At 69.9% G+C, this 22,853-nt stretch carries 22 protein-coding genes and 2 pseudogenes; 11 read left to right on the forward strand and 13 right to left on the reverse strand.

All coding sequences use genetic code 11. The annotated features are described in order from the left end of the window. Positions 1–3 precede the first annotated feature (3 nt). From H1D24_RS01115 to H1D24_RS01125, 3 genes are all read left to right on the forward strand, one after another. Positions 4–1,473 (forward strand): glycoside hydrolase family 3 protein, encoded by a 1,470-nt coding sequence (locus H1D24_RS01115; protein ID WP_181655415.1) that lies wholly within the window; start codon positions 4–6, stop codon positions 1,471–1,473. A 299-nt stretch (positions 1,474–1,772) separates the two neighbouring features. Then, positions 1,773–2,843: an SIS domain-containing protein gene (locus tag H1D24_RS01120; RefSeq protein WP_181655416.1), complete on the forward strand. Its 1,071-nt coding sequence runs from the start codon at positions 1,773–1,775 to the stop codon at positions 2,841–2,843. 415 nt (positions 2,844–3,258) lie between these two features. After that, positions 3,259–4,764, forward strand: coding sequence for a sensor histidine kinase (locus H1D24_RS01125; RefSeq protein WP_181655869.1), 1,506 nt, complete (start codon positions 3,259–3,261; stop codon positions 4,762–4,764). Positions 4,765–4,984: 220 nt separating this feature from the next. Here H1D24_RS01125 and H1D24_RS01130 read toward each other — a convergent pair whose 3' ends face one another. Beyond that, positions 4,985–5,242: a WhiB family transcriptional regulator gene (locus H1D24_RS01130; protein WP_040248489.1), complete on the reverse strand. Its 258-nt coding sequence runs from the start codon at positions 5,240–5,242 to the stop codon at positions 4,985–4,987. A gap of 316 nt (positions 5,243–5,558) precedes the next feature. Then, positions 5,559–6,527 (reverse strand): diacylglycerol/lipid kinase family protein, encoded by a 969-nt coding sequence (locus tag H1D24_RS01135; protein ID WP_181655417.1) that lies wholly within the window; start codon positions 6,525–6,527, stop codon positions 5,559–5,561. A gap of 93 nt (positions 6,528–6,620) precedes the next feature. Here H1D24_RS01135 and H1D24_RS01140 point away from each other — a divergent pair, with 93 nt between their 5' ends. Beyond that, positions 6,621–7,091, forward strand: a complete 471-nt coding sequence (locus tag H1D24_RS01140; RefSeq protein ID WP_181655418.1) for a hypothetical protein — start codon at positions 6,621–6,623, stop codon at positions 7,089–7,091. Between the two features lie 122 nt (positions 7,092–7,213). On the opposite strand, the gene H1D24_RS01145 is transcribed toward H1D24_RS01140, so the two are convergent. The 4 genes from H1D24_RS01145 to H1D24_RS01160 all read right to left on the reverse strand — a co-directional run bounded on the left by H1D24_RS01145 (position 7,214) and on the right by H1D24_RS01160 (position 10,967). Next, positions 7,214–8,377: an RNA polymerase sigma factor SigF gene (locus H1D24_RS01145; RefSeq protein WP_181655419.1), complete on the reverse strand. Its 1,164-nt coding sequence runs from the start codon at positions 8,375–8,377 to the stop codon at positions 7,214–7,216. Further along, entirely contained in the window at positions 8,374–8,787 is a 414-nt protein-coding gene (locus H1D24_RS01150; RefSeq protein ID WP_067277722.1) for an ATP-binding protein, read from the reverse strand. Before H1D24_RS01150 ends, H1D24_RS01145 begins: the two co-directional genes overlap by 4 nt. Before the next feature lie 541 nt (positions 8,788–9,328). Beyond that, positions 9,329–10,270, reverse strand: a complete 942-nt coding sequence (locus tag H1D24_RS01155) for a 1-aminocyclopropane-1-carboxylate deaminase/D-cysteine desulfhydrase (RefSeq protein WP_181655420.1) — start codon at positions 10,268–10,270, stop codon at positions 9,329–9,331. A 106-nt stretch (positions 10,271–10,376) separates the two neighbouring features. After that, positions 10,377–10,967 carry an N-acetylmuramoyl-L-alanine amidase gene (locus H1D24_RS01160; protein ID WP_181655421.1) on the reverse strand — a complete coding sequence of 197 codons (591 nt, stop codon included), beginning with the start codon at positions 10,965–10,967 and terminating at the stop codon, positions 10,377–10,379. A gap of 190 nt (positions 10,968–11,157) precedes the next feature. On the opposite strand from H1D24_RS01160, the pseudogene H1D24_RS01165 reads away from it, so the two are divergent. Both H1D24_RS01165 and H1D24_RS01170 read left to right on the forward strand, forming a co-directional pair. Further along, positions 11,158–12,597 (forward strand): annotated as a pseudogene (locus tag H1D24_RS01165) (family 2B encapsulin nanocompartment shell protein). Positions 12,598–12,781: 184 nt separating this feature from the next. Further along, the gene (locus H1D24_RS01170) at positions 12,782–13,423 is read left to right on the forward strand and encodes a GNAT family N-acetyltransferase (RefSeq protein ID WP_181655422.1); all 642 of its coding nucleotides are present in this window, start codon (positions 12,782–12,784) and stop codon (positions 13,421–13,423) included. Here H1D24_RS01170 and H1D24_RS43905 read toward each other — a convergent pair. Beyond that, positions 13,394–13,574 (reverse strand): annotated as a pseudogene (locus tag H1D24_RS43905) (hypothetical protein); the annotation flags it as partial. The gene H1D24_RS01170 and the pseudogene H1D24_RS43905 sit on opposite strands and share 30 nt — an antisense overlap. A 610-nt stretch (positions 13,575–14,184) precedes the next feature. On the opposite strand from H1D24_RS43905, the gene H1D24_RS01175 reads away from it, so the two are divergent. Further along, on the forward strand, positions 14,185–14,394 hold the full coding sequence (locus tag H1D24_RS01175) for a hypothetical protein (RefSeq protein ID WP_181655423.1): 210 nt from the start codon (positions 14,185–14,187) through the stop codon (positions 14,392–14,394). A gap of 273 nt (positions 14,395–14,667) precedes the next feature. Beyond that, positions 14,668–15,009 (forward strand): DUF952 domain-containing protein, encoded by a 342-nt coding sequence (locus tag H1D24_RS01180; RefSeq protein WP_181655424.1) that lies wholly within the window; start codon positions 14,668–14,670, stop codon positions 15,007–15,009. Positions 15,010–15,037: 28 nt separating this feature from the next. Here the strand turns inward: H1D24_RS01180 and H1D24_RS01185 are convergent, their stop codons facing one another. Continuing rightward, a complete protein-coding gene (locus H1D24_RS01185; protein WP_181655425.1) occupies positions 15,038–15,796 on the reverse strand; it encodes a VOC family protein in 759 nt (252 codons plus the stop codon). 146 nt (positions 15,797–15,942) lie between these two features. On the opposite strand from H1D24_RS01185, the gene H1D24_RS43910 reads away from it, so the two are divergent. After that, complete coding sequence (locus H1D24_RS43910; protein ID WP_258563740.1) at positions 15,943–16,221, forward strand: hypothetical protein; 279 nt, start codon at positions 15,943–15,945, stop codon at positions 16,219–16,221. Between the two features lie 7 nt (positions 16,222–16,228). Here H1D24_RS43910 and sodN read toward each other — a convergent pair whose 3' ends face one another. After that, entirely contained in the window at positions 16,229–16,624 is a 396-nt protein-coding gene (gene sodN / locus H1D24_RS01195) for a superoxide dismutase, Ni (RefSeq protein WP_181655426.1), read from the reverse strand. Positions 16,625–16,802: 178 nt separating this feature from the next. Between sodN and sodX the strand changes: the two genes are divergently transcribed. After that, positions 16,803–17,246, forward strand: coding sequence for a nickel-type superoxide dismutase maturation protease (gene sodX / locus H1D24_RS01200; RefSeq protein WP_181655427.1), 444 nt, complete (start codon positions 16,803–16,805; stop codon positions 17,244–17,246). Here sodX and H1D24_RS01205 read toward each other — a convergent pair. From H1D24_RS01205 to H1D24_RS01220, 4 genes are all read right to left on the reverse strand, one after another. Further along, on the reverse strand, positions 17,150–17,797 hold the full coding sequence (locus H1D24_RS01205; protein WP_181655428.1) for a CGNR zinc finger domain-containing protein: 648 nt from the start codon (positions 17,795–17,797) through the stop codon (positions 17,150–17,152). The genes sodX and H1D24_RS01205 overlap by 97 nt on opposite strands. Before the next feature lie 242 nt (positions 17,798–18,039). Further along, the gene (locus H1D24_RS01210; RefSeq protein ID WP_181655870.1) at positions 18,040–18,792 is read right to left on the reverse strand and encodes an amino acid ABC transporter ATP-binding protein; all 753 of its coding nucleotides are present in this window, start codon (positions 18,790–18,792) and stop codon (positions 18,040–18,042) included. Between the two features lie 17 nt (positions 18,793–18,809). Beyond that, entirely contained in the window at positions 18,810–19,751 is a 942-nt protein-coding gene (locus tag H1D24_RS01215; RefSeq protein ID WP_181655429.1) for an amino acid ABC transporter permease, read from the reverse strand. 39 nt (positions 19,752–19,790) lie between these two features. After that, positions 19,791–20,759 (reverse strand): ABC transporter substrate-binding protein, encoded by a 969-nt coding sequence (locus H1D24_RS01220; protein ID WP_181655430.1) that lies wholly within the window; start codon positions 20,757–20,759, stop codon positions 19,791–19,793. A gap of 527 nt (positions 20,760–21,286) precedes the next feature. Here H1D24_RS01220 and H1D24_RS01225 point away from each other — a divergent pair. Further along, positions 21,287–22,510 carry an NAD(P)-dependent malic enzyme gene (locus H1D24_RS01225; protein WP_181655431.1) on the forward strand — a complete coding sequence of 408 codons (1,224 nt, stop codon included), beginning with the start codon at positions 21,287–21,289 and terminating at the stop codon, positions 22,508–22,510. Positions 22,511–22,853 lie beyond the last annotated feature (343 nt).

The raw sequence follows: 22,853 nt of genomic DNA on the forward strand, positions 1-22,853 counted from the left end.
GCCATGACGACACTCGCCCGCGGCACGGACACCTTGACCCGCGACGCGCTCACCGTCCTCCAGCCCGGCTTCACCGGCACCAGCGCCCCCGACTGGCTGCTGCGCAGGCTCGGCGAAGGCCTGGCCTCGGTCGGCCTGTTCGGCCGCAACATCGCCTCGCCCGAGCAGCTCGCCGCGCTCACCGCCCAGCTGCGCGCCGAGCGGGACGACCTCCTCGTCGCCATAGACGAGGAGGGCGGCGACGTCACCCGGCTCGAGGTGCGCACCGGCTCCTCGTTCCCCGGCAACCACGCCCTCGGCGCGGTGGACGACGTCCATCTGACCCGTGACGTGGCCGCCGAGCTCGGCCGCCGCCTCGCCGCCTGCGGCGTCAACCTCAACTGGGCGCCGTCCGCCGACATCAACTCCAACCCCGCCAACCCCGTCATCGGCGTACGTTCCTTCGGCGCCGACGCGGCCCTCACGGCCCGGCACACCGCCGCGTACGTCGAGGGGCTGCAGTCCGCCGGGGTCGCCGCCTGCACCAAGCACTTCCCGGGGCACGGCGACACCGCGGTCGACTCGCACCACGCGGTGCCCCGCATCGACGCCGACCTCGAAACCCTGCACGCCCGCGAACTCGCCCCGTTCCGGGCCGCGATCGCTGCGGGCACGCGCGCGGTGATGAGCGCCCACATCCTCGTACCGGCCCTGGATCCCGAGTGTCCCGCGACCCTCTCCCGCCGCATCCTCACCGGCCTGCTGCGCGAGGAGCTCGGCTACGACGGGCTCATCGTCACCGACGGCATCGAGATGCAGGCCATCGCCGCGGCCTACGGCATCGAGCGCGGCAGCGTCCTCGCCATCGCCGCCGGCGCCGACGCCATCTGCGTGGGCGGCGGCCTCGCGGACGACGACACAGTGCTGCGGCTGCGCGACGCACTCGTCGATGCGGTACGTGCGGGGGAGCTGCCAGAGGAACGCCTCGCCGACGCGGCCGCGCGTGTGCGCGAGCTGGCGCGGTGGACGGAGGCGGGCTCCCGCGCCGCCGGGGACATCGGGCTGATCGCGGCCCGCCGCGCGCTCACACTGACCCGGTCCGGCGCGTACACCCCGGTCACCTCGGCCCCCTATGTCGCCGCGCTCACCCCCGCCGCGAACATCGCGGTCGGTGACGAGACGCCGTGGGGCCTGGCCGCCGAACTGGCACGGCTCGTGCCCGGTACGGAGACGGGCAACTGGTCCGCTCCGGGCGCCGCCGAAGGGGTACTCAGCGCCGCGGGCGACCGCCGCATCGTCGCCGTCGTCCGCGACGAGCACCGGCATCCGTGGATGTCGTCCACCCTCGACACCCTGCTGGCCGCCCGCCCCGACACCATCGTGGTCGAAATGGGCGTCCCCCAGTCCCCACCGCGGGGCGCCCTCCACATCGCCACGCATGGAGCGGCCCGGGTGTGCGGGCGGGCGGCGGCGGAGGTCATCGCGGGAGTGTGAGCGTACGCATCTGCAGCCGGTGGCCGGTTCCGCTGTGCCGGGGCGGATGGTCCCGTTGTGGGCAGTCGTTCCGCTGGGGCGGAACGGGTGGGCACAACCCACGACGTACGGTGCGTCGCGTACCGCCTGTGCACAGCTGCCGGCGGGCGCAGCCAGGCTGACGGACGCTGCCCCCGCTGGGGCCCCGGCTGGGCAGGGCGGCAGGCCAGCGCGGGCGCCCCCCGCCCACCCCTGGTACCATGGAGTGGTATAGACCAATCCATGGACAAAGGCCACGCACCACCGACCGGAGGCCCCGCATGACCGCCACCACCCCCGGCCCGCAGAGCGAGCAGCCGGGCCGGATCATGTCCCGCGAGATGGCCGAGCAGCCCGCCGTGCTGCGCCGCATCCTCGAGTCCGGCGCCCCGAAGATCCGCGCGGTCGCCGAACAGGTCGCAGCGAAGAAGCCCCGCTTCGTCCTGCTCACCGCCCGCGGCACCTCGGACAACGCCGCGCTGTACGCCAAGTACCTGCTGGAGATCCGGCTCGGCATCCCCTGCGGCCTGACCTCCATGTCCACGACGACCGCGTACGGCGCACGCCCGGACCTGACCGATGTCCTGGTCATCACCGTCAGCCAGTCCGGCGGCTCCCCGGACCTCGTGGCCTCCACGAAGGCCGCCCGCGATGCCGGTGCCATCACACTCGCGGTCACCAACAACCCGGACTCGCCGCTGGCGGCCGTCTCCGAGTACCACATCGACATCATGGCCGGCCCGGAGAAGGCGCTCCCCGCGACCAAGACCTACACGGCCTCCCTCCTCGCCCTCTACCTCTTCGTGGAAGGCCTGCACGGCGGCGACGGCTCGGCGGCCAAGCCGCTGCCCGACCTCGCCGACAAGCTGCTGGCGCGCCACGACGAGGTCAAGGCGCTCGCCTCCCGCTACCGTTTCGCCGAGCGCATGGTGATCACATCCCGCGGCTACGGCTATCCGACGGCGAAGGAAGCCGCGCTCAAGCTGATGGAGACGAGCTACATCCCGGCCCTGTCGTACTCCGGAGCCGACCTCCTCCACGGCCCCCTCGCCATGGTCGACAACATCTCCCCGGTCATCGCGGTGGTGACCGACGGCAAGGGCGGCGAGGCCCTCCAGCCCGTCCTCGACCGGCTGCGCGGACGCGGCGCCGACCTCGTCGTGATCGGCCCGAAGGCCCAGGTCGAGCAGGCGTCGGCGGGGTTCGTCCTGCCGACCGAGGGCGTCGCCGAGGAGGTCCAGCCGATCCTGGAGATCATCCCCCTCCAGCTGCTCGCCTACGAGGTGACGATCGCCCGCGGTCAGGACCCGGACGCGCCGCGCGCCCTGGCGAAGGTGACCGAGACCCGCTGAAACAGGTCCGCGTGAACCGGCCGGCTCCCGCATCCGTGAAGTCTGTGGGAGTGTCGGAGCGGCCTGCGCCGCATGTTCGGGAAAACAACAGCAACTGACATTCCCCAACGCATGGACATCCGATTGTGGTCTAGTCCAGAATTCGGATTGAACCTCCGCCCTCCCCGCACAGGAAGGCGGACCGAGGAACCGGGCTCTCTGCCCTGACTGCTCCGGCTCCTCATCCCTCGGCCGTCCGGGACCGCACACCCGCCGGCCGGTATTGCTCCGGGCTGCGGTGCCGGGAGGGTTGAGGGTCCCTTCCAGCGCCGCGGCCCGCGGGTGTTTCCAGGTGCTGTCTCCAGGTGCTGTGAGCTGCGCCGGGCGTGTGTCCAGGGCACCCGATCCGCCAGGTACGCTCGCAGACGTGCCCTCCATGAACGAGCTCGTACGCCAGCACACAGCCCTCTCCGACACGGATCTCGAGTGGCTGCATCTGCTGGTCTCGGAGTGGCAGCTGCTCTCCGACCTCTCCTTCGCCGACCTCGTCCTGTGGGTGCCCACCCGGGACGGCACGCGCTATGTGTCCGTCGCCCAGATGCGGCCCAACACCGGCCCCACCTCCTACCAGGACGACATGGTCGGCCACCTCGTCCCGCGCGGCCGCCGCCCTCTGCTGGACGTCGCGCTCGACGAGGGCCGCATCGTGCGCGAGGGCGACCCGGAGTGGCGCGAGGAGGTGCCGGTACGAGTCGAGTCGATCCCCGTACGCCGTGAGGGCCGCGTCCTCGGCGTCATCGCCCGCAACACCAATCTGCTCACCGTTCGCACCCCCTCTCGCCTCGAACTCACGTACCTCCAGAGCGCATCCGACCTGGCCCAGATGATCGCCGCCGGGTCCTTCCCGTTCCCCGACCAGCAGGTCGACATGGACGCCTCGCCGCGCGTCGGCGACGGACTCATCCGGCTCGACGCGGACGGCATCGTCCAGTACGCATCGCCGAACGCCCTCTCCGCGTACCACCGCCTCGGCCTCGCCGTCGACCTCGTCGGCCACCACCTCGGCATGACCACCGCCGAACTCGCCCCGTCCCGCGGGCCCGTGGACGAGGCCCTGTCGAAGGTCGCCAGCGGCTGGGCGCCCCGCGAGTTCGAGATCGAGGGCGACGACGGCGTCATCCAGGTCCGGGCGATCCCGCTCAAGCCCAAGGGCACCCGCATCGGTTCGCTCGTCCTGCTGCGCGACGTCACCGAACTGCGCCGCCGCGAACGCGAGTTGATCACCAAGGACGCGACCATCCGGGAGATCCACCACCGGGTGAAGAACAACCTTCAGACCGTCGCCGCCCTGCTGCGCCTGCAGGCTCGCCGTATCGACTCCGACAAGGGCCGCGAGGCCCTCGAAGAGGCCGTACGCCGCGTCGGCTCCATCGCCATCGTCCACGAGACGCTGTCCCAGAACCTGGACGAGCGCGTGGAGTTCGACGAGATCGCCGACCGTGTGCTGGCGATGGTCGCGGAGATCTCACCCGGCAAGGTCACCGGCCGCCGCACCGGCCGCTTCGGGATCCTCGACGCCGAGGTCGCAACTCCGCTGTCCATGGTCCTCACGGAGATCCTGCAGAACGCCCTGGAGCACGGCTTCCGCCCGGGCGACCTGGGCACGGTCGAGGTCACGGCGGTACGCGGCGGCACCACACGCGAGTCCCGGCTGCTCATCACCGTCCAGGACAACGGAGTCGGCCTGCCCGAGGGCTTCGATCCGCAGCGGTCCGGAAACCTGGGTCTGCAGATCGTCCGCACCCTGGTCGAGGGCGAGCTGGGCGGGACCTTCGACATGGTCCCGGCCCCCGAGGGCGGCACTCAGGTGATCCTGGACATCCCGGTCCGCGCGAGAAGCAGCCGTGCGGCGCCGAACCGAGCAGCCCACGCCGAGAAGTAGCCGGCTCGGGCCGGGAGCAGCCCACGCCGGCAACGGCAGGCGGGTCAACACAGAAGTGAGCCCCGGACCGAATCGGTCCGGGGCTCACTTCACGCTGCTTCGGGGCACCACCCGGGCTGGGCCTGGGGGAGCAAAAGATACTGCGCGCTGCGGCTCGGGGGCGGGAGTTGCGTACTCGCTGTACGCGCCGCCGGGCCGAGGCTCGTATGGGGCGTGGGCGTCAGGCGCTGGCCTGGCGCGCCCGGTTGCGGGCGGCGCGGCGCTTCATAGCGCGACGCTCGTCCTCGCTGAGGCCACCCCAGACACCGGAGTCCTGGCCGGACTCGAGCGCCCACTGCAGACACTGCTCAACAACAGGGCAGCGACGGCAGACGGCCTTGGCTTCCTCGATCTGCAGCAGCGCAGGACCGGTGTTGCCGATGGGGAAGAACAGCTCGGGGTCTTCCTCGCGGCAAACGGCGTTGTGACGCCAGTCCATGGCTGCTACCTCTCTTGGTATTACGTCAAAGTTGCTTGTGAATGTGAACGCTTTCACGAATCCCTCAACAAGTGAAGGGCCTACCGCCAGGTTCCCGGCGTGGTCCTGTGGATTGAGGAGGGGTTCGGGCTCTCTACTGGGGCCTGTGTTGCGGCCGTCTCGAGCGCCATGTAGAGATTCGCAAACCTCGGCGGCGGATACAACCCCCTGCGAGAAGTTTTTTTTGATTCCTCGGTGTCGACTAGGTCACAGCCGTACTTCCATGGGGTGGATCGGTGCCTAAACGTTCGAGTGAAAGGACTTTAGGCCCTTCCGCTCACACAATCACACGCAGTGCACGGCGTACGCCTGTGAACGTCACGCTCGTCCGCAGTCCCAGGTGGTCGCCGTCCATCTGAAGGGGCAGCGGCACCTTCGAATGCAAGGTGAAGTCCGTCAGGTCGTGCAGCGAGACCGCGTGCTTGCCCTTGGGGCCGCGCTCGGGGGACGAAGTGAGCAATTGCGTGGCATACCGGGCGACCGCGCCGGTTGACAGCTTGCTCAGTCCGAGCACGTCCAGTCCGGTGTCGAACGAAGCTCTGGGGGATGCGTAGACCGGGCGGTTGCCCAGGAATGTCCACGGAGAGGTGTTGCAGACTATCGACAGCACGAGATCGGCCACCGGATCCTCACCCGGCCGTTCCAGAGTGATCACGCCGTGCCGGCGGTGCGGCTCGTCGAGGAACTGGCGTACCACCTGGCGCAGGTAAAGGGCGTGCGTGGAACGCCTGCCGCGCTCTCGCTGCTGCTCGACCCTGCCGATCACGCTCGCGTCGAACCCGAGCCCCGCACAGAACGTGAACCAGCGACCGGGGACGGCCTCGTCCGCCGTGCCGGGCGTGCCCGCCGCGAGGCCCAGACCGACCGTGCGCTCACTGCCCTCGCGCAGCGCGTCGAGCAGGGCGCCGGTGGCCTCCACGGCGTCGTTCGGCAGGCCCAGGGCGCGCGCGAAGACGTTGGTGGATCCGCCGGGGACGACGGCGAGGCGGGGGAGGCGGTCCGGATCAGGGCCGTGGTGCAGCAGGCCGTTGACGACCTCGTTGACTGTGCCGTCCCCGCCGAGCGCGACGACCAGGTCGACGTCCGTGCTCTCCGCGGCCTGCCGGCCGACGTCCCGGGCGTGCCCGCGGTACTCCGTGGTGACCGCCTCGAGCTTCATCTCGCTCGCGAGTGCGTGGATCAGCACATCACGTGTCCGTGCACTGGTGGTGGTTGCCGCCGGATTGACCACGAGGAGTGCACGCATGCGAAAGAGAGTACCTACCGGGTGGTACTAAACCCAGACCGGTGTCCGGGTACCGAGGTCCCGGCCGTCTGCGGCCGAGGCTAGTCTGCTGGGGTGAGCTCAGGACAGACTCCCATTCCCGACGTCACCGAGGCAGGGCCCCGCCCCGGACGGCTGACCGCCGCGGCGGTCCTTGCCGCGCTGGAGGGTGTGGCGCTCGTCGCCGCGGGTGTGTATCTGCTCTTCAGGGGGTTCACGGGTGACGCGGACAGCGTCTCGCAAGCTGCGACCGGCGGGGTCACGCTCATCGTCCTTGCGCTGCTGCCCCTGCTCGCGGCGCGCGGCCTGCTGCAGCAGCGCAGTTGGAGCCGGGGGCCGGCGATCATCACGCAGATCATGGCGCTGCCGGTGGCATGGACGCTGCTGCAGGCCGACAGCCTGGCGATCCCCGCCGGGATCGCCCTGGGCGTCGTGGCGGTGACCGCCTTGGTCCTGCTGGTGAACCCGGCGACCACCCGGGCGCTCGGCATCCGGGGGCCCGGCGGCGGCGAGGAGCCGACGCAGCCGCCGGGGCCGAAGAAGTAGGCGAAACGTCGGTCGGGGCGTTCCGGGAACGGTCCCCGCGGACCCGCCCTACCACCGGCGGCCTCCTCGCTTGATCCTTCACGAGCAGCTACTCCTCAATGAGAGCTACTCCTCGACGAGAGCTACTCCTCCACGAGCAGCTTCTCCCGCAGCTGAGCCAGCGTGCGGGCCAGCAGTCGCGACACGTGCATCTGGGAGATGCCGACCTCCTGCGCGATCTGCGACTGGGTCATGTTGCCGAAGAAGCGCAGCAGCAGGATCCGCTTCTCGCGGGGCGGCAGGTCCTCCAGGAGCGGCTTGAGCGACTCGCGGTACTCGACGCCCTCCAGCGCCTCGTCCTCCGCGCCCAGCGTGTCCGCGACGGCGGGGGACTCGTCGTCCGTGTCCGGGACGTCCAGCGACAGCGTGGAGTACGCATTGGCGGACTCCAGGCCCTCCAGGACCTCCTCCTCGGAGATCGCCAGTTTCTCGGCGAGCTCGTGCACCGTGGGGGAGCGGCCGTGCAGCTGGGAGAGCTCGGCGGTGGCCGTGGTCAGCGACAGCCGCAGCTCCTGCAGCCGCCGCGGGACCCGTACCGCCCATCCCTTGTCGCGGAAGTGCCGCTTGATCTCGCCGACGACCGTGGGGGTCGCATACGTGGAGAACTCCACGCCGCGCTCCGGGTCGAAGCGGTCCACGGACTTGATGAGGCCGATCGTGGCGACCTGGGTGAGGTCGTCCAGCGGTTCGCCGCGGTTGCGGAAGCGGCGGGCGAGGTGCTCGACGAGCGGCAGGTGCATGCGGACCAGCTGGTTGCGCAGTTCCGCGTACTCGGGCGATCCCTCCGGGAGCTTGCGCAGCTCTACGAACATCACCCGCGCACCGCTGCGGTCCTGCGGATCGTGCTGGATGTGCGGTGCGCGCTGCGCTCCCTGCTCGGCCTCGTGCACGTGCTCGCTCATGTATCCCGCCCTCCCCCAGCGGCCGCCGGGAGGTACCCCCGTCTCGCCGTCCCGGCCGGAGAGCGCCTCGCGCTCGTCCTCGCCGACGGCCTCTGCCCGCTGCGACGCATCCGCCGCGGCGTCCACCGCCGAGGAGTCGTCGGTCGGTGTGCCGTCGGCGAAGGAGTCGTCCTCGGGATGCGGCCGCGCCTGCTGCTCGGGGATGCCGGCCCCCGGAGCGCGCGTCGGCTCCGCCGGAACCGCACGCCCCTCGGGGGGCTTCCTGCCCCGGCTGCCGGTGTTCTCGCCCGGAAGTCCCCGGATCCCGCGCTCTTCGTCCCGCACCGGTCCGTCCCCGTCCCTCACGCCGGCCCGGGTCCCGCGCCGCGCTGTTTGTAGAGGCTGATCGCAACGGTCTTGTCGTCGGCGACCGAGGAATCGACCTTCCCGGCCAGGGCCGACAGCACCGTCCAGGCGAAGGTGTCGCGCTCGGGTGCCCTGCCGTCGGTGGTGGGAGCCGAGACCGTCACCTCGAGCGAGTCGTCCACGAGCCGGAAGACGCAGCTGAGCACGGAGCCGGGAACGGCCTGCTGCAGCAGGATCGCGCAGGCCTCGTCGACCGCGATGCGGAGGTCCTCGATCTCGTCCAGGGTGAAGTCCAAGCGCGCCGCGAGGCCGGCCGTGGCCGTCCGCAGCACCGACAGGTAGGCACCCGCAGCCGGCAGCCGGACTTCCACGAAGTCCTGGGTCGCGGGCTCGCCTGCGATCTGGGACACCCTCACCTCCAAGGTGATTCCGAGCTTTCCGGGGGCCGAGGGCGGCCCCCCGGAGTAACGCGATACATGGTTCAGCGGTGACGCTATCGCGCCTCCAAGTTCCCTGTCCCGAGGACCTCCTCCCCTGCTGTCACTCATAGTAAGCCCATGAGTACGCACAGTGGCTAGGGGTCTGCGGGCCCAATTGGGAAGAGCGCGCGCCGGTTTGACGTACCCAGGCCCTGGACGGTCGAACCGTCCTGATCCACTTCAGACGAGCACCCCGTCCGCAAAGCACCAGCGCCGGCTTTCACCAGGCTCGAGGGTACGCAGGGGCAGCGCTGACGGCTCGGGGCGCGGCAGCTCTGCGACGTGCAGGCGCTCGTTCATGCTGGCAAGGTTACGACGCCCGTGAGGAAAGCTGTGGGGAAGCGGAGGGCCGTGCCTGACCAGCAGTTCCGATCGCGATCTGCGGGCGCAGCCGGCTGTTTTCGTAGCGTTGCCGTTCGGTTACGCACTGTTCGCGCTCTGTTTGCGGCTGCTCGGTGAACGTCCGGGGGACTCAGGGGAACGGGCGTCCCGTGATGACGGCGGCCACCGTGGTTCCCCGCGCGAAGGCCCCCTCTTCGGCGAGGGTGACAAGTCCGTACAGCATCTTGGCGACATAGAGACGTTCGACGGGCAGACCGTGCCGGTCCTCGAAGTCCCTGGCGAACGCTTCGAGTTCCGGGGTGGTGCGGGCGTAACCGCCGAAGTGGAAACGGTCGTCGAGGGACCAGTCGCCGCGCCGGCCGCCGAAGGCCTGTTCCTGCAGCGCCCGTATCTCGTCGGTCAGGAAGCCGCCCTTGAGTACGGGTATGCCCAGTGCGCGCTGTCCGGGGCCGAGTCCGGCTGCCAGTCCGGCTATGGTGCCGCCGGTGCCGCAGGCGACGACGACGACGTCTGCGTGGCCGCGCAGCTCCTGGCCGAGCGCTGTGCAGCTCTGCACGGCGCGGGAGTTGCTTCCTCCCTCGGGGACGACATAGGCGACCCCGACGTCACGCAGGATCGTGGCCAGGACGTCCGGTTCACTCTTGCGCCGGTACGTCGATCTGTCGATGAAACGCAGACGCATGCCGTCGGCCGCGCACCGGGACAGCGACGGGTTGAGGGGCTGGCCGGCCAGTTCGTGCCCCCGTACCACGCCGATCGTGGGCAGACCCAGCAGCCGGCCCGCGGCGGCGGTGGCACGGAGGTGATGGGAGTACGCGCCGCCGAATGTCACGATCGTCCGGCCCGCGGCCGCCCGGAGGTTCGGCTCCAGCTTGCGCCACTTGTTGCCGATCAGGTCCGGGTGGATCAGATCGTCCCGCTTGAGCAGCAGCCGCAGCCCGCGGCGCGCGAATCGCTCGTCCTCGACCGTCTGCAACGGAGACGGCAGCCGCGGCCGCAGGGCGGCGGGGCCGACTGCGGCCGGGCTGCCTGTTGCGGGGCCGAGTGCTGCGGCGCTGTCAGGGCTGGTCACCGGTCCATTGTCGGTCGGTCGCCGCGAAGAGCGCGTCGGGGCCCGGGCGTCCGTCGCGCGGCCGCCCGAGGCGCTGTGCCCGCCGGCGGCCGCTCGCCCGTAGGGGTCACTTCAGGCGGTCGCGGATGCGCTCCCGCATCGCGTTCATCGTGAAGCCGCGCGGATCCGACTTGCCCGGCTGCCATTCGAGGTGGCCGATGACCGAGCGCTCCGTCCAGCCGTGGTGGCGGCAGATCGCGGCCGCCGCCTTCTCGATGGCTTCCAGCTGCGCCTCGGGCCACGGGTCCTCGCCGTCGCCGAGGTTCTCGCACTCGAAACCGTAGAAGTGCCGGTTGCCGTCGGTGTTCGCCTCGTTGTCCGACGGGAGGGTCTTCTCGGCGATGACGGCGCGCAGTACGTCGTCGTCGCCCAGTCCCGCGTGGTTGGCACGTCCGTAGCCGACGAGGTGGATCCGGCCGTCCTTGGTGATGACGCCGTGGCACAGCGGACCCGGCAGACCGGCGTAGCCCTCGCGGCAGATGCGGACGGTGCGCTCGCTGCCCGAGGTGACGGTGTGGTGGATCATCACGCCGTGCACCGGTCCCCAGGGGCCCTTGTGGTTGCGGTTGTGGTCACGCCAGTCGCCGACCTCGACGACGGTCAGGCCCTCGTCTCTGAGGGCGTCCAGAAACGTGCTCGCGGGCATGGGTGGGGCCATGCCGCCTCCTTTGCGGTGGGGGTACCTCCCGGCCCCTGAGGCGCTGAGGGGCCCTGCGTGTGCGGGTGATGTGCCCGCGTTCACGATGATCCATTCCCGCTCTTTTGTGTATTGGTATCGATACGCTGCGTGATGAAAGTCTCGTGTGTGCAGGCAGTGCAGGTCGGCGCACCATCGGGAGGGCACAGTCATGTCGGTAGGCGAAGAGGTCCGCGGGGAGCAGAGCAGGTCGCAGCAGAGTCTCGGCGCGGCGGCCGCGCGGAACCTGGCCACCACCACCAAGTCCGCGCCTCAGATGCAGGAGATCAGCTCACGCTGGCTGCTGCGCATGCTGCCGTGGGTGAATGTGCAGGGCGGTACGTACCGCGTGAACCGCCGCCTGAGCTATTCCGTCGGCGACGGCCGGGTGACGTTCGTGAAGACCGGTGACAGCGTGCAGGTCATCCCCGCCGAGCTCGGCGAACTGCCCGTCCTGCGGGCGTACGAGGACCAGGAGGGCCTCGCCGAGCTCGCCCGGCGCTGCCGGCAGCGGGAGTTCGCCCCGGGAGAGGTGCTCGCGTCGTTCGGCAGCCAGGCCGACGAAGTGTTCCTGCTGGCACACGGCAGGATCGAGAAGATCGGCACCGGCCCCTAGGGCGATGACGCCGTCCTCGGAGTCCTCGCCGACGGGGCGTACTTCGGGGAGCAGGCGCTCATCGACGCCGACGCGATGTGGGAGTACACCGCCCGCGCGGTGACGGCCTGCACCGTGCTCACCCTGTCGCACCAGGACCTCGAGCAGGTCGCCGAGCGCACCGAGTCGTTGCGCGAGCACCTGCGGCGGCTCCGCTCGCTGCCGCGGCAGCGCACCAACAATCCCCCAGTGCCTTAAGAACCTGGGAGGTGCCCCCATGGAGAGGCGCCCATCGACCTCTCCGCCGGACATGTGGGCGAGGCGGTGCTGCCCGGCACGTATGTCGACTACGAGCCGGCGCCTCGGGAGTACGAACTGAGCGTCGCCCAGACCGTTCTGCGCATCCACACGCGCGTGGCCGACCTCTACAACCAGCCGATGAACCAGACGGAACAGCAGTTGCGGCTCACCGTCGAGGCGCTGAAGGAGCGCCAGGAGCACGAGCTCGTCAACCACCGGGAGTTCGGGCTGCTGCACAACTGCGAGTACGACCAGCGGCTGCAGCCGCACGACGGCGTGCCCAGCCCGGACGACATGGACGAACTGCTCAGCCGCAGGCGCGGATCCAAGCTGTTCCTCGCCCACCCGCGCGCGATCGCGGCGTTCGGCCGCGAGTGCAACAAGCGCGGCCTGGTGCCCGAGAGCATCGACATCGGCGGCAACCGGATCCCCACCTGGCGCGGTGTGCCGATCTTCCCCTGCAACAAGATCCCGGTGACCGAGGCCAGGACCACCTCGATCATCTGCATGCGTACGGGAGAGGCCGAGCAGGGCGTCATCGGCCTGCACCAGCCGGGCATCCCGGACGAGATCGAGCCCAGCCTCTCCGTGCGGTTCATGGGCATCAGCGAGCAGGCGATCATCTCCTACCTGGTCACGACGTACTACTCGGCGGCCGTGCTGGTGCCCGACGCCCTGGGGGTCCTGGAGAACGTGGAGATCGGCCGCTGGCGGTGACGTCCCGCGTCGGCAGGCCCTGTGTACGGGCTCCGGAGTGTGATCCGGCCGGTGTGCGGGTCCCGTCCATGCGTACGAACGTCATCGCCTAGGCTGCAACCGCCGTTGTGCAGAGGCGGGTTGAGGGTTGCTCCGATGGGCCGGAGTGACTCGCGTGGGGACGAGACGAAGGGCGGGCAGGGGCATGGGCGTGGCGATCCGGAGGGCCGTCGAAAGCGACCGTGAGGCCGTCACCCGGCTGTTGGACGAGGCGTTCCAGGACGACCCGGTCAGCAGATGGGTCTTTCCCGACGCGGACCACCGCCGCCGCACCCACCACAAGCTGATGGGAGCCTTTCTCGACCTCGTGCTGAGCGAGGGGCGCGTGGACCTCACGGAGGACGGCCAGGCCGCCGCGCTGTGGCTCTCCGTGCCCGCCGGCGAACCCGGGGATCACGAGGGTGGCGTATCCGGGGATCACGAGGCCGAGGATGACGGTCCCGCGCAGATGCGGGAGGCCGTCGACCCGGACAACGAACGGGTCGAGCTGGTCGGCAGGCTGACCGGAGCCGTCCACCCGACCGGACGGGCCCACGAGTACTTGCTGCTGATAGCCGTGACGCCCGAGCGCCAGGGTGAAGGGCTCGGCACGGCGCTCATCGAGTCCGTGCTCGACCGCTGCGACCGCGAGGGGCTCCCCGCCTATCTGGAGGCGAGCAGCGCGCGCAGCCGCCGCCTGTACGAGCGGCTGGGCTTCGCCTTCACCGGGCGCCAGGTCGACCTGCCGGACGGCCCGCAGATGTGGCCGATGTGGCGCGAGCCGGGGACGACGCCTGCGGTGAGCTGAGGCGGTGCCCGTGGGCACTCCCGGCTCGCTGCTCACTGCGAGGAAGGTGAGCCCGCGCACCCTCGCGCGCCAGTACCTCCACGGCGGCGTCCACGAGTGCCGCCCTCCGCGGTCTTCGCCGACGGTCGCCGGGTTGCTTCGACACCGTCATTCAGGGCCGGGCCGGCTACGGCCTCGCTCTGGACGCCAAGATCACCAGCCCGTACGGGCACATGCGCGAGTACGTCGCCTCACCCACCCTCACCCGGTCGCCGCATCCGAGCGTGCAGATCGTGGCGGACGACGTGGTGGGCAAGATCCATGAGCTGAATCGGGAGGACAGCGGGTTCGGCATCTTGCTGTGCGGGGGCGCGACCCTTGCGGGCTCGCCGTGGACGAGTTCGGCCTCGACTCGGTGCGGGTTTTCGACAACGGCGCACTCGTACGGACGTGCAGCAGAAAGCTGTGACTGCTTCCCGGGGGCCGGGCCGCGCGGACCGCCCTATGGTGGAGGCATGGGCATCGAAGGGCGCCGGTCCGGCCGCCGCCCGCGGAGCGAGGAGTACGTCTGCCCCGTCTGCGGACAGCCCGTCGGCACGGTCATTCACAGGCGCAAGATTCTGGGCGCGTTCGTCCCCGTGTGGGGTCCGGGACCGTGCCGCAATCCCGACTGCTCGGCCTACGAGGAGCCAGTGGATGCGGCCCACGGCGCAGGGGCCCGGCGGTCGTACCGGGAGCACCCGCGAACGGCCTGGCCCCCAGCCACGGGCAGCATTACGGCCGTGGGCGCGCGCCCGGCAGCGGGCAGGGCGGCAGCGGAAGGCCGTAGTACGGACGCGGCGGGCCGTACAGAGGACCGGGGCCGGCCCGACATGGAGGGCCTGGACGACCAGGCCGGAGCCGCGGGCGGCGGCATGCGGGGTGGCCGTGTCGGCCCGCGCGGCGACCAGGACGTCCGGAAGGACAGTCCCCCGGACGGCCGACAGGGATAGCCCCAGCCCCGCGCGCCCCCGCGGCGGGACGCGACGGCGGCGAGCAGGGCGCTGACCATCCCGGCGGCCACCTGCCAGGCCGTCCGCAAGGACAGTCCCCCGGACGGCCGACAGGGTTAGCCCCAGCCCCGCGCGCCCCCGCGGCGGGACGCGACGGCGGCGAGCAGGGCGCTGACCATCCCGGCGGCCACCTGCCAGGCGCTCCTGGAGACGGCCATCCTGGAGACGCGATATCTGCTGGCCCGGGCAGCCCGGCTGCTCTAGCGTGCTGCCATGCCCGAACTCGTGCACCTCACCGAACGCGCCCTGTGGGACGCCGCCCAGCGGACCGGCGCGTACGAAATCTCCACGCGCGGCCGCACGCTCGGCGAAGAGGGCTTCATCCACTGCTCGCTGCGCCACCAGCTCCCGAGTGTGGCTTCCTTCCTGTACGGGGCGTACACCGGCCCCGACGAACTCGTCCTCCTGGTCATCGACAGCGACCGCCTCACGGCACCCGTGCGCTACGAGGCCCCAGAGCCCGGCGCCGAGGAGTTTCCGCACATCTACGGCCCTGTCCCGGTGGACGCCGTCGTCAGGGTCGAGCCGTGGACGGCCGACGCGCAGGACGCGTGAGGCCGCGGACCGCGCGTAGGCCGGGACCCTATCCGGGCAGGCCGCCGGTCTCCGGGGCACGCCCCGTCAGGCAGTAGATCCCGCCGGCCGGATCCCGCATCACGGTCCAGTGCGTGCCCTGGCCCACGAGCGTGGCACCGTTCTCCTCGTGCCAGGCGCGGGTCGCCTCGATGTCGGAGCAGGCGAGGTCGAGATGCGCGGAGGCCGGCCGGTCGGAGCCGAGTCGCTGCAGCAGGATGCGGACGGGCAGTTCCGGGCCCGGTCTGACCACGTGGAACTCCGGCAGGGAGCCCGGGCGCGACTCCCATCCGGTGAGAGCGGCCCAGAACGCCACCTCGGCGTCGTACGCGCTCGGCGCCAGGTCGATGCACACCTGGTCGAGACGGCTGTACGACCCGTCGGGACCGGCGACCACGGGCGGCCGCACGCGCTCGCCGTGGAACAGAACCGCGCAGAACAACTGACCGCCGGGAGACCGCAGCACCGCCCAGCCCTCGTGCTCGGCGACCACCGAGGCACCGAGGCGCACCGCGTCCTTCACCAGGCCCGCGACGTCCTCGACGACCAGATCGAGATGCGCACCGCCGGGCCCCTCATCGACCCCCTGCGCCTTCAGGCACGCGTCGGCGCCGTCCGCCAGGAGAGTCACGAACTCGTCGCGCTCACCGCGGAATTCGGACAGACGCGTGCCGGTGACGGCGGTCCAGAACGCACAGGCCGGGCCGAACCGCTCAGCGGGCCGGTCGATGAAGGCATAGGTCCAGCGGATCACTTGGCTGTTCGGCATGGTTCCTCAACGTGTTCCGGCGCGGCGGCGTGAACGCCGACAGTACCCGGCTCCGCCGCGGTGCCGGGTGCCGTCCATGCGGATCCAGTTCGGCGCTCAGGGCGGTCAGGCGGTCGGCTCGGCGGGCAGCCAGGACCGGCAGCGCCATGGCGGGCGTGATGCCGCCGGATATCCGCGCGGCGATCGTCACGCTGCCCGGATCAGGCTTGTCCACAGGCGAGTTGCTGAGCGAGCGTCAAGCAGGTCAAGCTGCCCCCGAACACGCGTCCGCGTCCGCAGTCATCACGTTGCGGATCTACGCCGCCCTGTGGCCGGGCGAAGAAGACCGCACCCGGACCGTCATGGACGCCATGCTCGGCGGCCTGCGGACCGGGTGCGGGCAGAAAGACCAGGCGACCAAAGAAATCGCAGGTCAAGCAGCATGATCGAAGATCAGGCCTTCTTGGTCTCCCAGAAGATCTTGTCGATCTGGGCGATGTAGTCGAGCGCCTTCTGCCCGGTGGCCGGGTCCGTCGACGCCTTGGCGGCCGAGAGGGCCTTCAGGGCGTCGTTGACCAGCTGGTGCAGCTCCGGGTACTTCTCGAAGTGCGGGGGCTTGAAGTAGTCGCTCCACAGCACCGAGACGTGGTGCTTGGCGAGCTCGGCGCGCTGCTCCTTGATGACGGTGGCGCGGGCCTGGAAATGCGGGTCGTCGTTGGCCGCCATCTTCTCCTGGACGGCCTTGACCGACTCCGCCTCGATGCGGGCCTGGGCCGGGTCGTACACACCGCAGGGCAGGTCGCAGTGCGCACTGGCCTTCAGCTTGGGGGCAAACAGGCGGGAAAGCATGGATGCTGTCCTTCCTAAGGTGATCGTCTTCTCAGGTGGGACATTACTCCGTGGAAGACGGGTTTTCGCGAGTGCCCCCATGGGCTTAGGACAAAAGTCCGGGGCCAGACTGGGACTGGTGAAGGATGGAACCGGAACGCAACCGGAACGTAGGCCGAGCGGAACCGGAGGTTTTCTGATGCCTGAGACGGCAGCGGAGGGGCGGGAGGCACGCGTGCCGTTCCAACTGATCGAGGTGGACGGGCCGTCGATGGTGCCCACACTCAACCCGGGGGACTGGATGCTGGTCCGGTACGGCGCCCGGGTCCGGCCGGGCGCCGTGGTGATCCTGCGGCACCCGTTCCAGCAGGACCTGCTGGTCGTCAAGCGCGTGGTCGAGCGCAGCGACGACGGCTGGTGGGTGCTCGGCGACAACCCGTACTCGCCGGGCGGGGACAGCACGGTCTATGGGGCCGTGCCCGACGAGCTCGTCCTCGCGACGGTGCGGGCGCGCTTCCGGCCGCGCAGCCGGGACGAGGGCGAGGGTCAGCGGTCCGTCCCCGCGCTGATCTCGTGGGCTTTCTCCGCACTGCGGCCGGTGCTCTCGGACCGGTCCGCCTCCAAGCGCTTGCGGGCGCGGTAGGCCGCCACATTGGCCCGGGTCGCGCAGCGGTCCGAGCAGTACCGCCGTGAGCGGTTCGTGGACGTGTCGAGATAGGCGTTGCGGCACGGCGCTGCCTCGCACAGGCCGAGGCGGTCGACGCCGTACGACGTGAGGTGGAAGGCGAGCCCCATCGCGGCGATCGCCGCATAGCCGGCGGTCGCGTTGGACGGATGGTCCGCGAGGTGCATGTGCCACAGGGGGCGGCCGTCGTCGTCCCGGCCCCTCCTTTCATCAGACGCAGTGTGCCCCGAGATCTGCGGGCTGACCGGGAACTCGAGCAGCAGCGAGTTCAGCAGGTCGACGGCCAGCGTCTCGTCGCCGCTGTCCGCCGCCTCGAAGACCGCCCGCAGCCGGGCCCGTACGGAGCGGAAGCGCGTCACATCGGCGTCCGTGGCGCGCCGGGCCGCGGACGCATTGACGCCGAAGAGGGCCCGGACGGCCTCCACAGAGGTCAGCGAGTCCTTGTTGCGACCGGGCTCCTCGCTGTTGACCAGGCGCACGGCGTAGTCCGAGTAATAGGCGAGTTCCACTTGAGTCCTTACGGGCGCGGTCTGTCTTCAGGCGGGCACGAGTAACGGCTGCGCACGATTCGAGGGTATTACGCCGGGGAGGGGCTCGGATGACGGAGACCACGGCCGGTGCCGACGCGGCAACCCCAGTTGAGGCGGTACGAAAATTCGTACCGCCTCTTCTGCGTGAGTCGCTGCCGTAGCCCCCGATACGCGAAAGGGGCGGTACGAGGATCCCGTACCGCCCCTTGTCGTACGTACCGTTACAGCACCTTGGACAGGAACGACTGCGTCCGCTCGTGCTGCGGGTTCGTCAGGACGTCGCGCGGGTTGCCGGACTCGACGACCACGCCGCCGTCCATGAAGACGAGGCTGTCGCCGACCTCGCGCGCGAAGCCCATCTCGTGCGTGACGACGACCATCGTCATGCCGGACTCGGCGAGGTCGCGCATGACGTCGAGGACGTCGCCGACGAGCTCCGGGTCGAGCGCCGACGTGGGCTCGTCGAAGAGCATCAGCTTCGGGTCCATGGCCAGCGCGCGGGCGATGGCCACGCGCTGCTGCTGGCCGCCGGAGAGCTGCGACGGGTAGTTTCCGGCCTTGTCGGCGAGGCCGACGCGGTCCAGGAGCTGCATCGCCTGCTCCTTGGCCTGAGCCTTGCTCGTGCCCTTGACCTGGACCGGCGCCTCCATGACGTTCTCCACGGCCGTCATGTGCGGGAACAGGTTGAAGCGCTGGAAGACCATGCCGATGTTCCGGCGCTTCATGGCGACCTCGCGGTCGCGCAGCTCGTAGAGCTTGTCGCCCTGCTGGCGGTAGCCGACCAGGTCGCCGTCGACGTAGAGCCGGCCGGCGTTGATCTTCTCCAGGTGGTTGATGCACCTCAGGAACGTCGACTTGCCGGAGCCGGACGGGCCGATGAGGCAGAACACCTCGCCGGTCTTCACCTCGAGGTCGATGCCCTTGAGGACCTCGACGTGACCGAAGGACTTGTGGACGCCCTCGGCCTTCACCATGGCGTGGGAGGACTGCTTCATGCCGTGACTCCCTTCGGGCGGCGCGCGGGCAGGACGGCGGCCTTGAGGCGCTGGAGCGGCGTCGGGGGCAGGGTACGGCTCGAACCGCGGGCGTAGTACCGCTCGATGTAGTACTGCCCGACGCTCAGGAGCGACGTCATGATCAGGTACCAGGCGGCGGCGAGGAAGTACATCTCCACCGTGGAGCCCGCGTTCTGACCGATGTCCTGGGCCGCCTTGAACAGGTCGAGGAACTGCACCGCCGAGACGAGCGAGGTCGTCTTCAGCATGTTGATGACCTCGTTGCCCGTCGGCGGCACGATCACGCGCATCGCCTGCGGGATCACGATCCGGCGCAGCGTCTTGGGGTGGCTCATGCCCAGCGCGTGCGAGGCCTCTGTCTGGCCCTCGTCCACGGAGAGCAGACCGGCGCGGCAGATCTCGGCCATGTACGCGGCCTCGTTGAGTCCCAGGCCGAGCAGCGCCGTCAACAGCGGCGTCATGAACGAGGACCAGTAGTCCTTGTAGACAGGGCCGAGGTTGATGTACTCGAAGACCAGGCCGAGGTTGAACCAGACGAAGAGCTGGACCAGGACCGGCGTGCCGCGGAAGAACCAGATGTAGAACCACGCGATCGACGAGGTCACCGGGTTCTTCGACAGACGCATCACGGCGAGCAGGATGCCGCCCGCGATGCCGATCACCATGGACAGCACGGTGAGCAGGAGGGTGTTCACGACGCCGTCGATGATGCGGTCGTCGAAGAAGTAGTCGGGGATCGCGCCCCAGTTGATCTTGCCTTGCGCGAAGGCGTAGACGATCGAGCCGAAGAGGGCGAGTGCGATGGCCGCGGACACGTAGCGCCCGAAGTGCCGGACCGGAATGGCCTTGATGGCCTCCGGCCCGGCAGGGGGTGTCGCGTCGGCGGGACCGTCCGTCTTGTTGACGTCAACAGTCACGGGTGGAGCCTTTCAGAGCCGAGTGGACCGGACCGGGGGTCAGGAGCCACCGTTGATCTTGGCCTCGGTGACCGCGCCGTCCTCGACGCCCCACTTCTCGATGATCTTCTTGTACTCGCCGTTCTCGATGATCGCGTTGAGTGCGGCCTGCAGCGCGTCGCGCAGCTCGGTGTTGTCCTTGGCGACGGCGATGCCGTACGGGCCCGCCTCGACCTGGTCGCCGACGATCTCGAAGTACTTGCCGCCGCCGGCGTTCTTCACGGAGTACGCGGCGATCGGGAAGTCGGCGGAGACGACGTCGGCGCCCTTGGAGCGCATGCGGGTCTCGGCCTCGGGGTTGGTGGCGAAGTCCTCGATCTTCAGGGTCTTCTCGCCGTCCTTCTCACACTTCTTCGCCTGGTCCTTGGCGAGGTCGTGGGAGAAGGTGTTGCGCTGCACGGCCATCGTCTTGCCGCACAGGTCGTCCCAGGTCTTGATTCCCTGGTCGTCGCCCTTGTTGGTGTAGAGCGAGACACCCGCGGTGAAGTAGTCGACGAAGTCGACGCCGGCGCCGACCTTCTTGCCGGTGTCGGCGTCGACGCCCTCCTGGCGGTCCTTGGTGTCGGTCATGGCCGACATGGCGATGTCGTAGCGCTTCGAGGCGAGGCCGCCGATGAGGGTGTCGAAGGTGCCGTTCTCGAACTTGAACGTCACGCCGAGCTGCTTGCCCATCGCGGCAGCGATGTCCGGGTCGATGCCGACCGTCTTGCCGGAGTCGTCCTTGAACTCGACCGGCGCGTACGCGATGTCCGAGCCGACCTTGATTTCGCCCTTGTCCCGGATCTCCTTGGGGAGCTTGTCGGCCAGCGGGGCGCTGGTCGTCTCGTTGGTGCTCGGGCCGTCGTCCTTGGTCTGGTCACCACAGCCTGTGAGCAGCAGCGCACCGGCGACCGCGACTGCGCCGACCGCGGCGATCCGGGACTTCGCGGAGCTCGCGGCGGTCGTACGGCGGGTGAAGCTTGCGGTCATGGTTGGTTTCCTCCGGGTGAGGGCGATGCCGATCGGTCGACGGGCACACACCATCGAGTGTCGCGACCACGTGTGATTACGGCATCTTGCCATTCGGACTAGCCCCTTCAGGACGTCGGCCATGTCAAAATCGGATAACGGGTGACCCCCGAATCCCGTCAGGTCGGCACATCACGGCCGGACCTTCTACGGGATTGCCTCCCTCCGGCCGGAGGATCTTCGGCACATCTCAGCATGTGAGCGATTCCCGACGACGCGCCTGTGCCGTACACGGAGCTGTCACCGACTTGTCCAGAAAACCGGCTATGAGTCATGTCACCGCAACGATATGGACTCGTCGGCGGTGGGGTCCGTCGGGTAAGAAGGTTCTTTACACCCCTCATCCGGGGCCCAGGGCGCGTGTGCGGCGCGCCCGTCGCGTATGTACCCCGTACGTATCGGTCAAATCGGGGCGTACGTGGTGCCCGCCCACCCCTCAATCAGGAGTGGACACCCTCAACCAATGAAGCCTTAAGGGGTAAAACAAAGTGGCAGCGGAGATCGTCAATCCTCGCAGCGACAGCAGTACGGGTCAGGAGGGCGAGGGTGAGCCCCTCGATTCGTTCGACCCGGCGTTCGCGCTGCACCGCGGCGGCAAGATGGCCGTGCAGGCCACGGTGCCGGTCCGTGACAAGGACGACCTGTCCCTCGCGTACACGCCCGGCGTCGCCAAGGTGTGCAGCGCCATCGCCGAGCAGCCGGACCTCGTCCACGACTACACGTGGAAGTCGAACGTCGTCGCCGTCGTGACGGACGGGACGGCCGTGCTCGGGCTCGGAGACATCGGCCCGGAGGCCTCCCTTCCGGTGATGGAGGGCAAGGCGATCCTTTTCAAGCAGTTCGGCGGCGTGGACGCGGTGCCGATCGCTCTGGCGACGACGGACACGGACGAGATCGTCGACACCGTGGTGCGGCTCGCCCCCTCGTTCGGCGGCGTCAATCTGGAGGACATCTCGGCGCCGCGCTGCTTCGAGATCGAGCACAGGCTCCAGGAGCGGCTCGACATTCCGGTCTTCCATGACGACCAGCACGGCACGGCCGTCGTCACGCTCGCAGCCCTGCGGAACGCGGCGAAGCTGACCGGCCGGACGCTGGGTGATCTGCGTGCGGTGATCTCGGGTGCGGGGGCGGCGGGCGTCGCCATCGCGAAGATGCTGCTGGAGGCCGGTATCGGGGATGTCGCGGTCGCCGACCGCAAGGGCATCGTCAGCGCCGACCGCGACGACCTCACGCCGGTCAAGCGGGAGCTCGCCGAGATCACCAACAAGGCGGGGATCAGCGGTTCCCTCGAGGCCGCCCTGTCCGGCGCCGACGTCTTCATCGGCGTCTCCGGCGGTACGGTGCCGGAGCCGGCGGTGGCGTCGATGGCCGAGGGCGCATTCGTGTTCGCCATGGCGAACCCGAACCCAGAGGTGCACCCGGACATCGCCCACAAGTACGCGGCCGTGGTCGCGACCGGACGGTCCGACTTCCCGAATCAGATCAACAACGTGCTCGCGTTCCCGGGCATCTTCGCGGGCGCCCTGCAGGTGCGGGCCTCCCGGATCACCGAGGGCATGAAGATCGCGGCCGCGGAGGCGCTGGCGGGGGTCGTCGGGGACGACCTCGCGGCGGACTACGTGATTCCGTCGCCGTTCGATGAGCGGGTTGCTCCGGCGGTGACTGCGGCGGTGGCCGCGGCAGCTCGGGCTGAAGGTGTTGCTCGCCGCTAGGCGAGTGCTCTGCGCTGAGCGTGAATTGCGGCTCCGCCCGGGTCGGCCTTCGGCCTTCCCCGGGCGGGGCCGGTTTGTTTTCCCGTCCACCCACCCGTGCGGTTGGGCATTCCGGCTGCCCGTCCGCGCCTTCGGGCGTGGGGGGATGACCGTTGTGGGCATGCGTCCGCCTGGGGCGATGGGGGTCCCCCCTGCTCTGGGGGGCACCTCCCAGCGTTAGCTGGGGGAGAAGCCGAGAGCTTGGGGGAGGGTGGGCACAACCCACGACGCACGGTGCGTCAAAACGGCCTGTGCAGATGCCAGAGGCCCGCCGCAGGCGCTCGGTGCGCGGTGTGTCACACCC

The sequence above is a fragment of the Streptomyces himalayensis subsp. himalayensis genome, from assembly GCF_013778455.1.
GTDB classification, from domain to species: Bacteria; Actinomycetota; Actinomycetes; order Streptomycetales; family Streptomycetaceae; genus Streptomyces; species Streptomyces himalayensis.

Excerpts from the sequence above, each read along its gene's own strand:
- H1D24_RS01115 (WP_181655415.1), top strand. The coding sequence starts at position 4 with ATGACGACACTCGCCCGCGGCACGGACACCTTGACCCGCGACGCGCTC.
- H1D24_RS01120 (WP_181655416.1), top strand. The coding sequence starts at position 1,773 with ATGACCGCCACCACCCCCGGCCCGCAGAGCGAGCAGCCGGGCCGGATC.
- H1D24_RS01125 (WP_181655869.1), top strand. The coding sequence starts at position 3,259 with ATGAACGAGCTCGTACGCCAGCACACAGCCCTCTCCGACACGGATCTC.
- H1D24_RS01130 (WP_040248489.1), bottom strand. The coding sequence starts at position 5,242 with ATGGACTGGCGTCACAACGCCGTTTGCCGCGAGGAAGACCCCGAGCTG.
- H1D24_RS01135 (WP_181655417.1), bottom strand. The coding sequence starts at position 6,527 with ATGCGTGCACTCCTCGTGGTCAATCCGGCGGCAACCACCACCAGTGCA.
- H1D24_RS01160 (WP_181655421.1), bottom strand. The coding sequence starts at position 10,967 with ATGGCCCCACCCATGCCCGCGAGCACGTTTCTGGACGCCCTCAGAGAC.
- H1D24_RS01170 (WP_181655422.1), top strand. The coding sequence starts at position 12,782 with ATGGGCGTGGCGATCCGGAGGGCCGTCGAAAGCGACCGTGAGGCCGTC.
- H1D24_RS01180 (WP_181655424.1), top strand. The coding sequence starts at position 14,668 with ATGCCCGAACTCGTGCACCTCACCGAACGCGCCCTGTGGGACGCCGCC.
- H1D24_RS01185 (WP_181655425.1), bottom strand. The coding sequence starts at position 15,796 with ATGCCGAACAGCCAAGTGATCCGCTGGACCTATGCCTTCATCGACCGG.
- H1D24_RS43910 (WP_258563740.1), top strand. The coding sequence starts at position 15,943 with ATGGCGGGCGTGATGCCGCCGGATATCCGCGCGGCGATCGTCACGCTG.
- sodN (WP_181655426.1), bottom strand. The coding sequence starts at position 16,624 with ATGCTTTCCCGCCTGTTTGCCCCCAAGCTGAAGGCCAGTGCGCACTGC.
- sodX (WP_181655427.1), top strand. The coding sequence starts at position 16,803 with ATGCCTGAGACGGCAGCGGAGGGGCGGGAGGCACGCGTGCCGTTCCAA.
- H1D24_RS01210 (WP_181655870.1), bottom strand. The coding sequence starts at position 18,792 with ATGGTGAAGGCCGAGGGCGTCCACAAGTCCTTCGGTCACGTCGAGGTC.
- H1D24_RS01220 (WP_181655430.1), bottom strand. The coding sequence starts at position 20,759 with ATGACCGCAAGCTTCACCCGCCGTACGACCGCCGCGAGCTCCGCGAAG.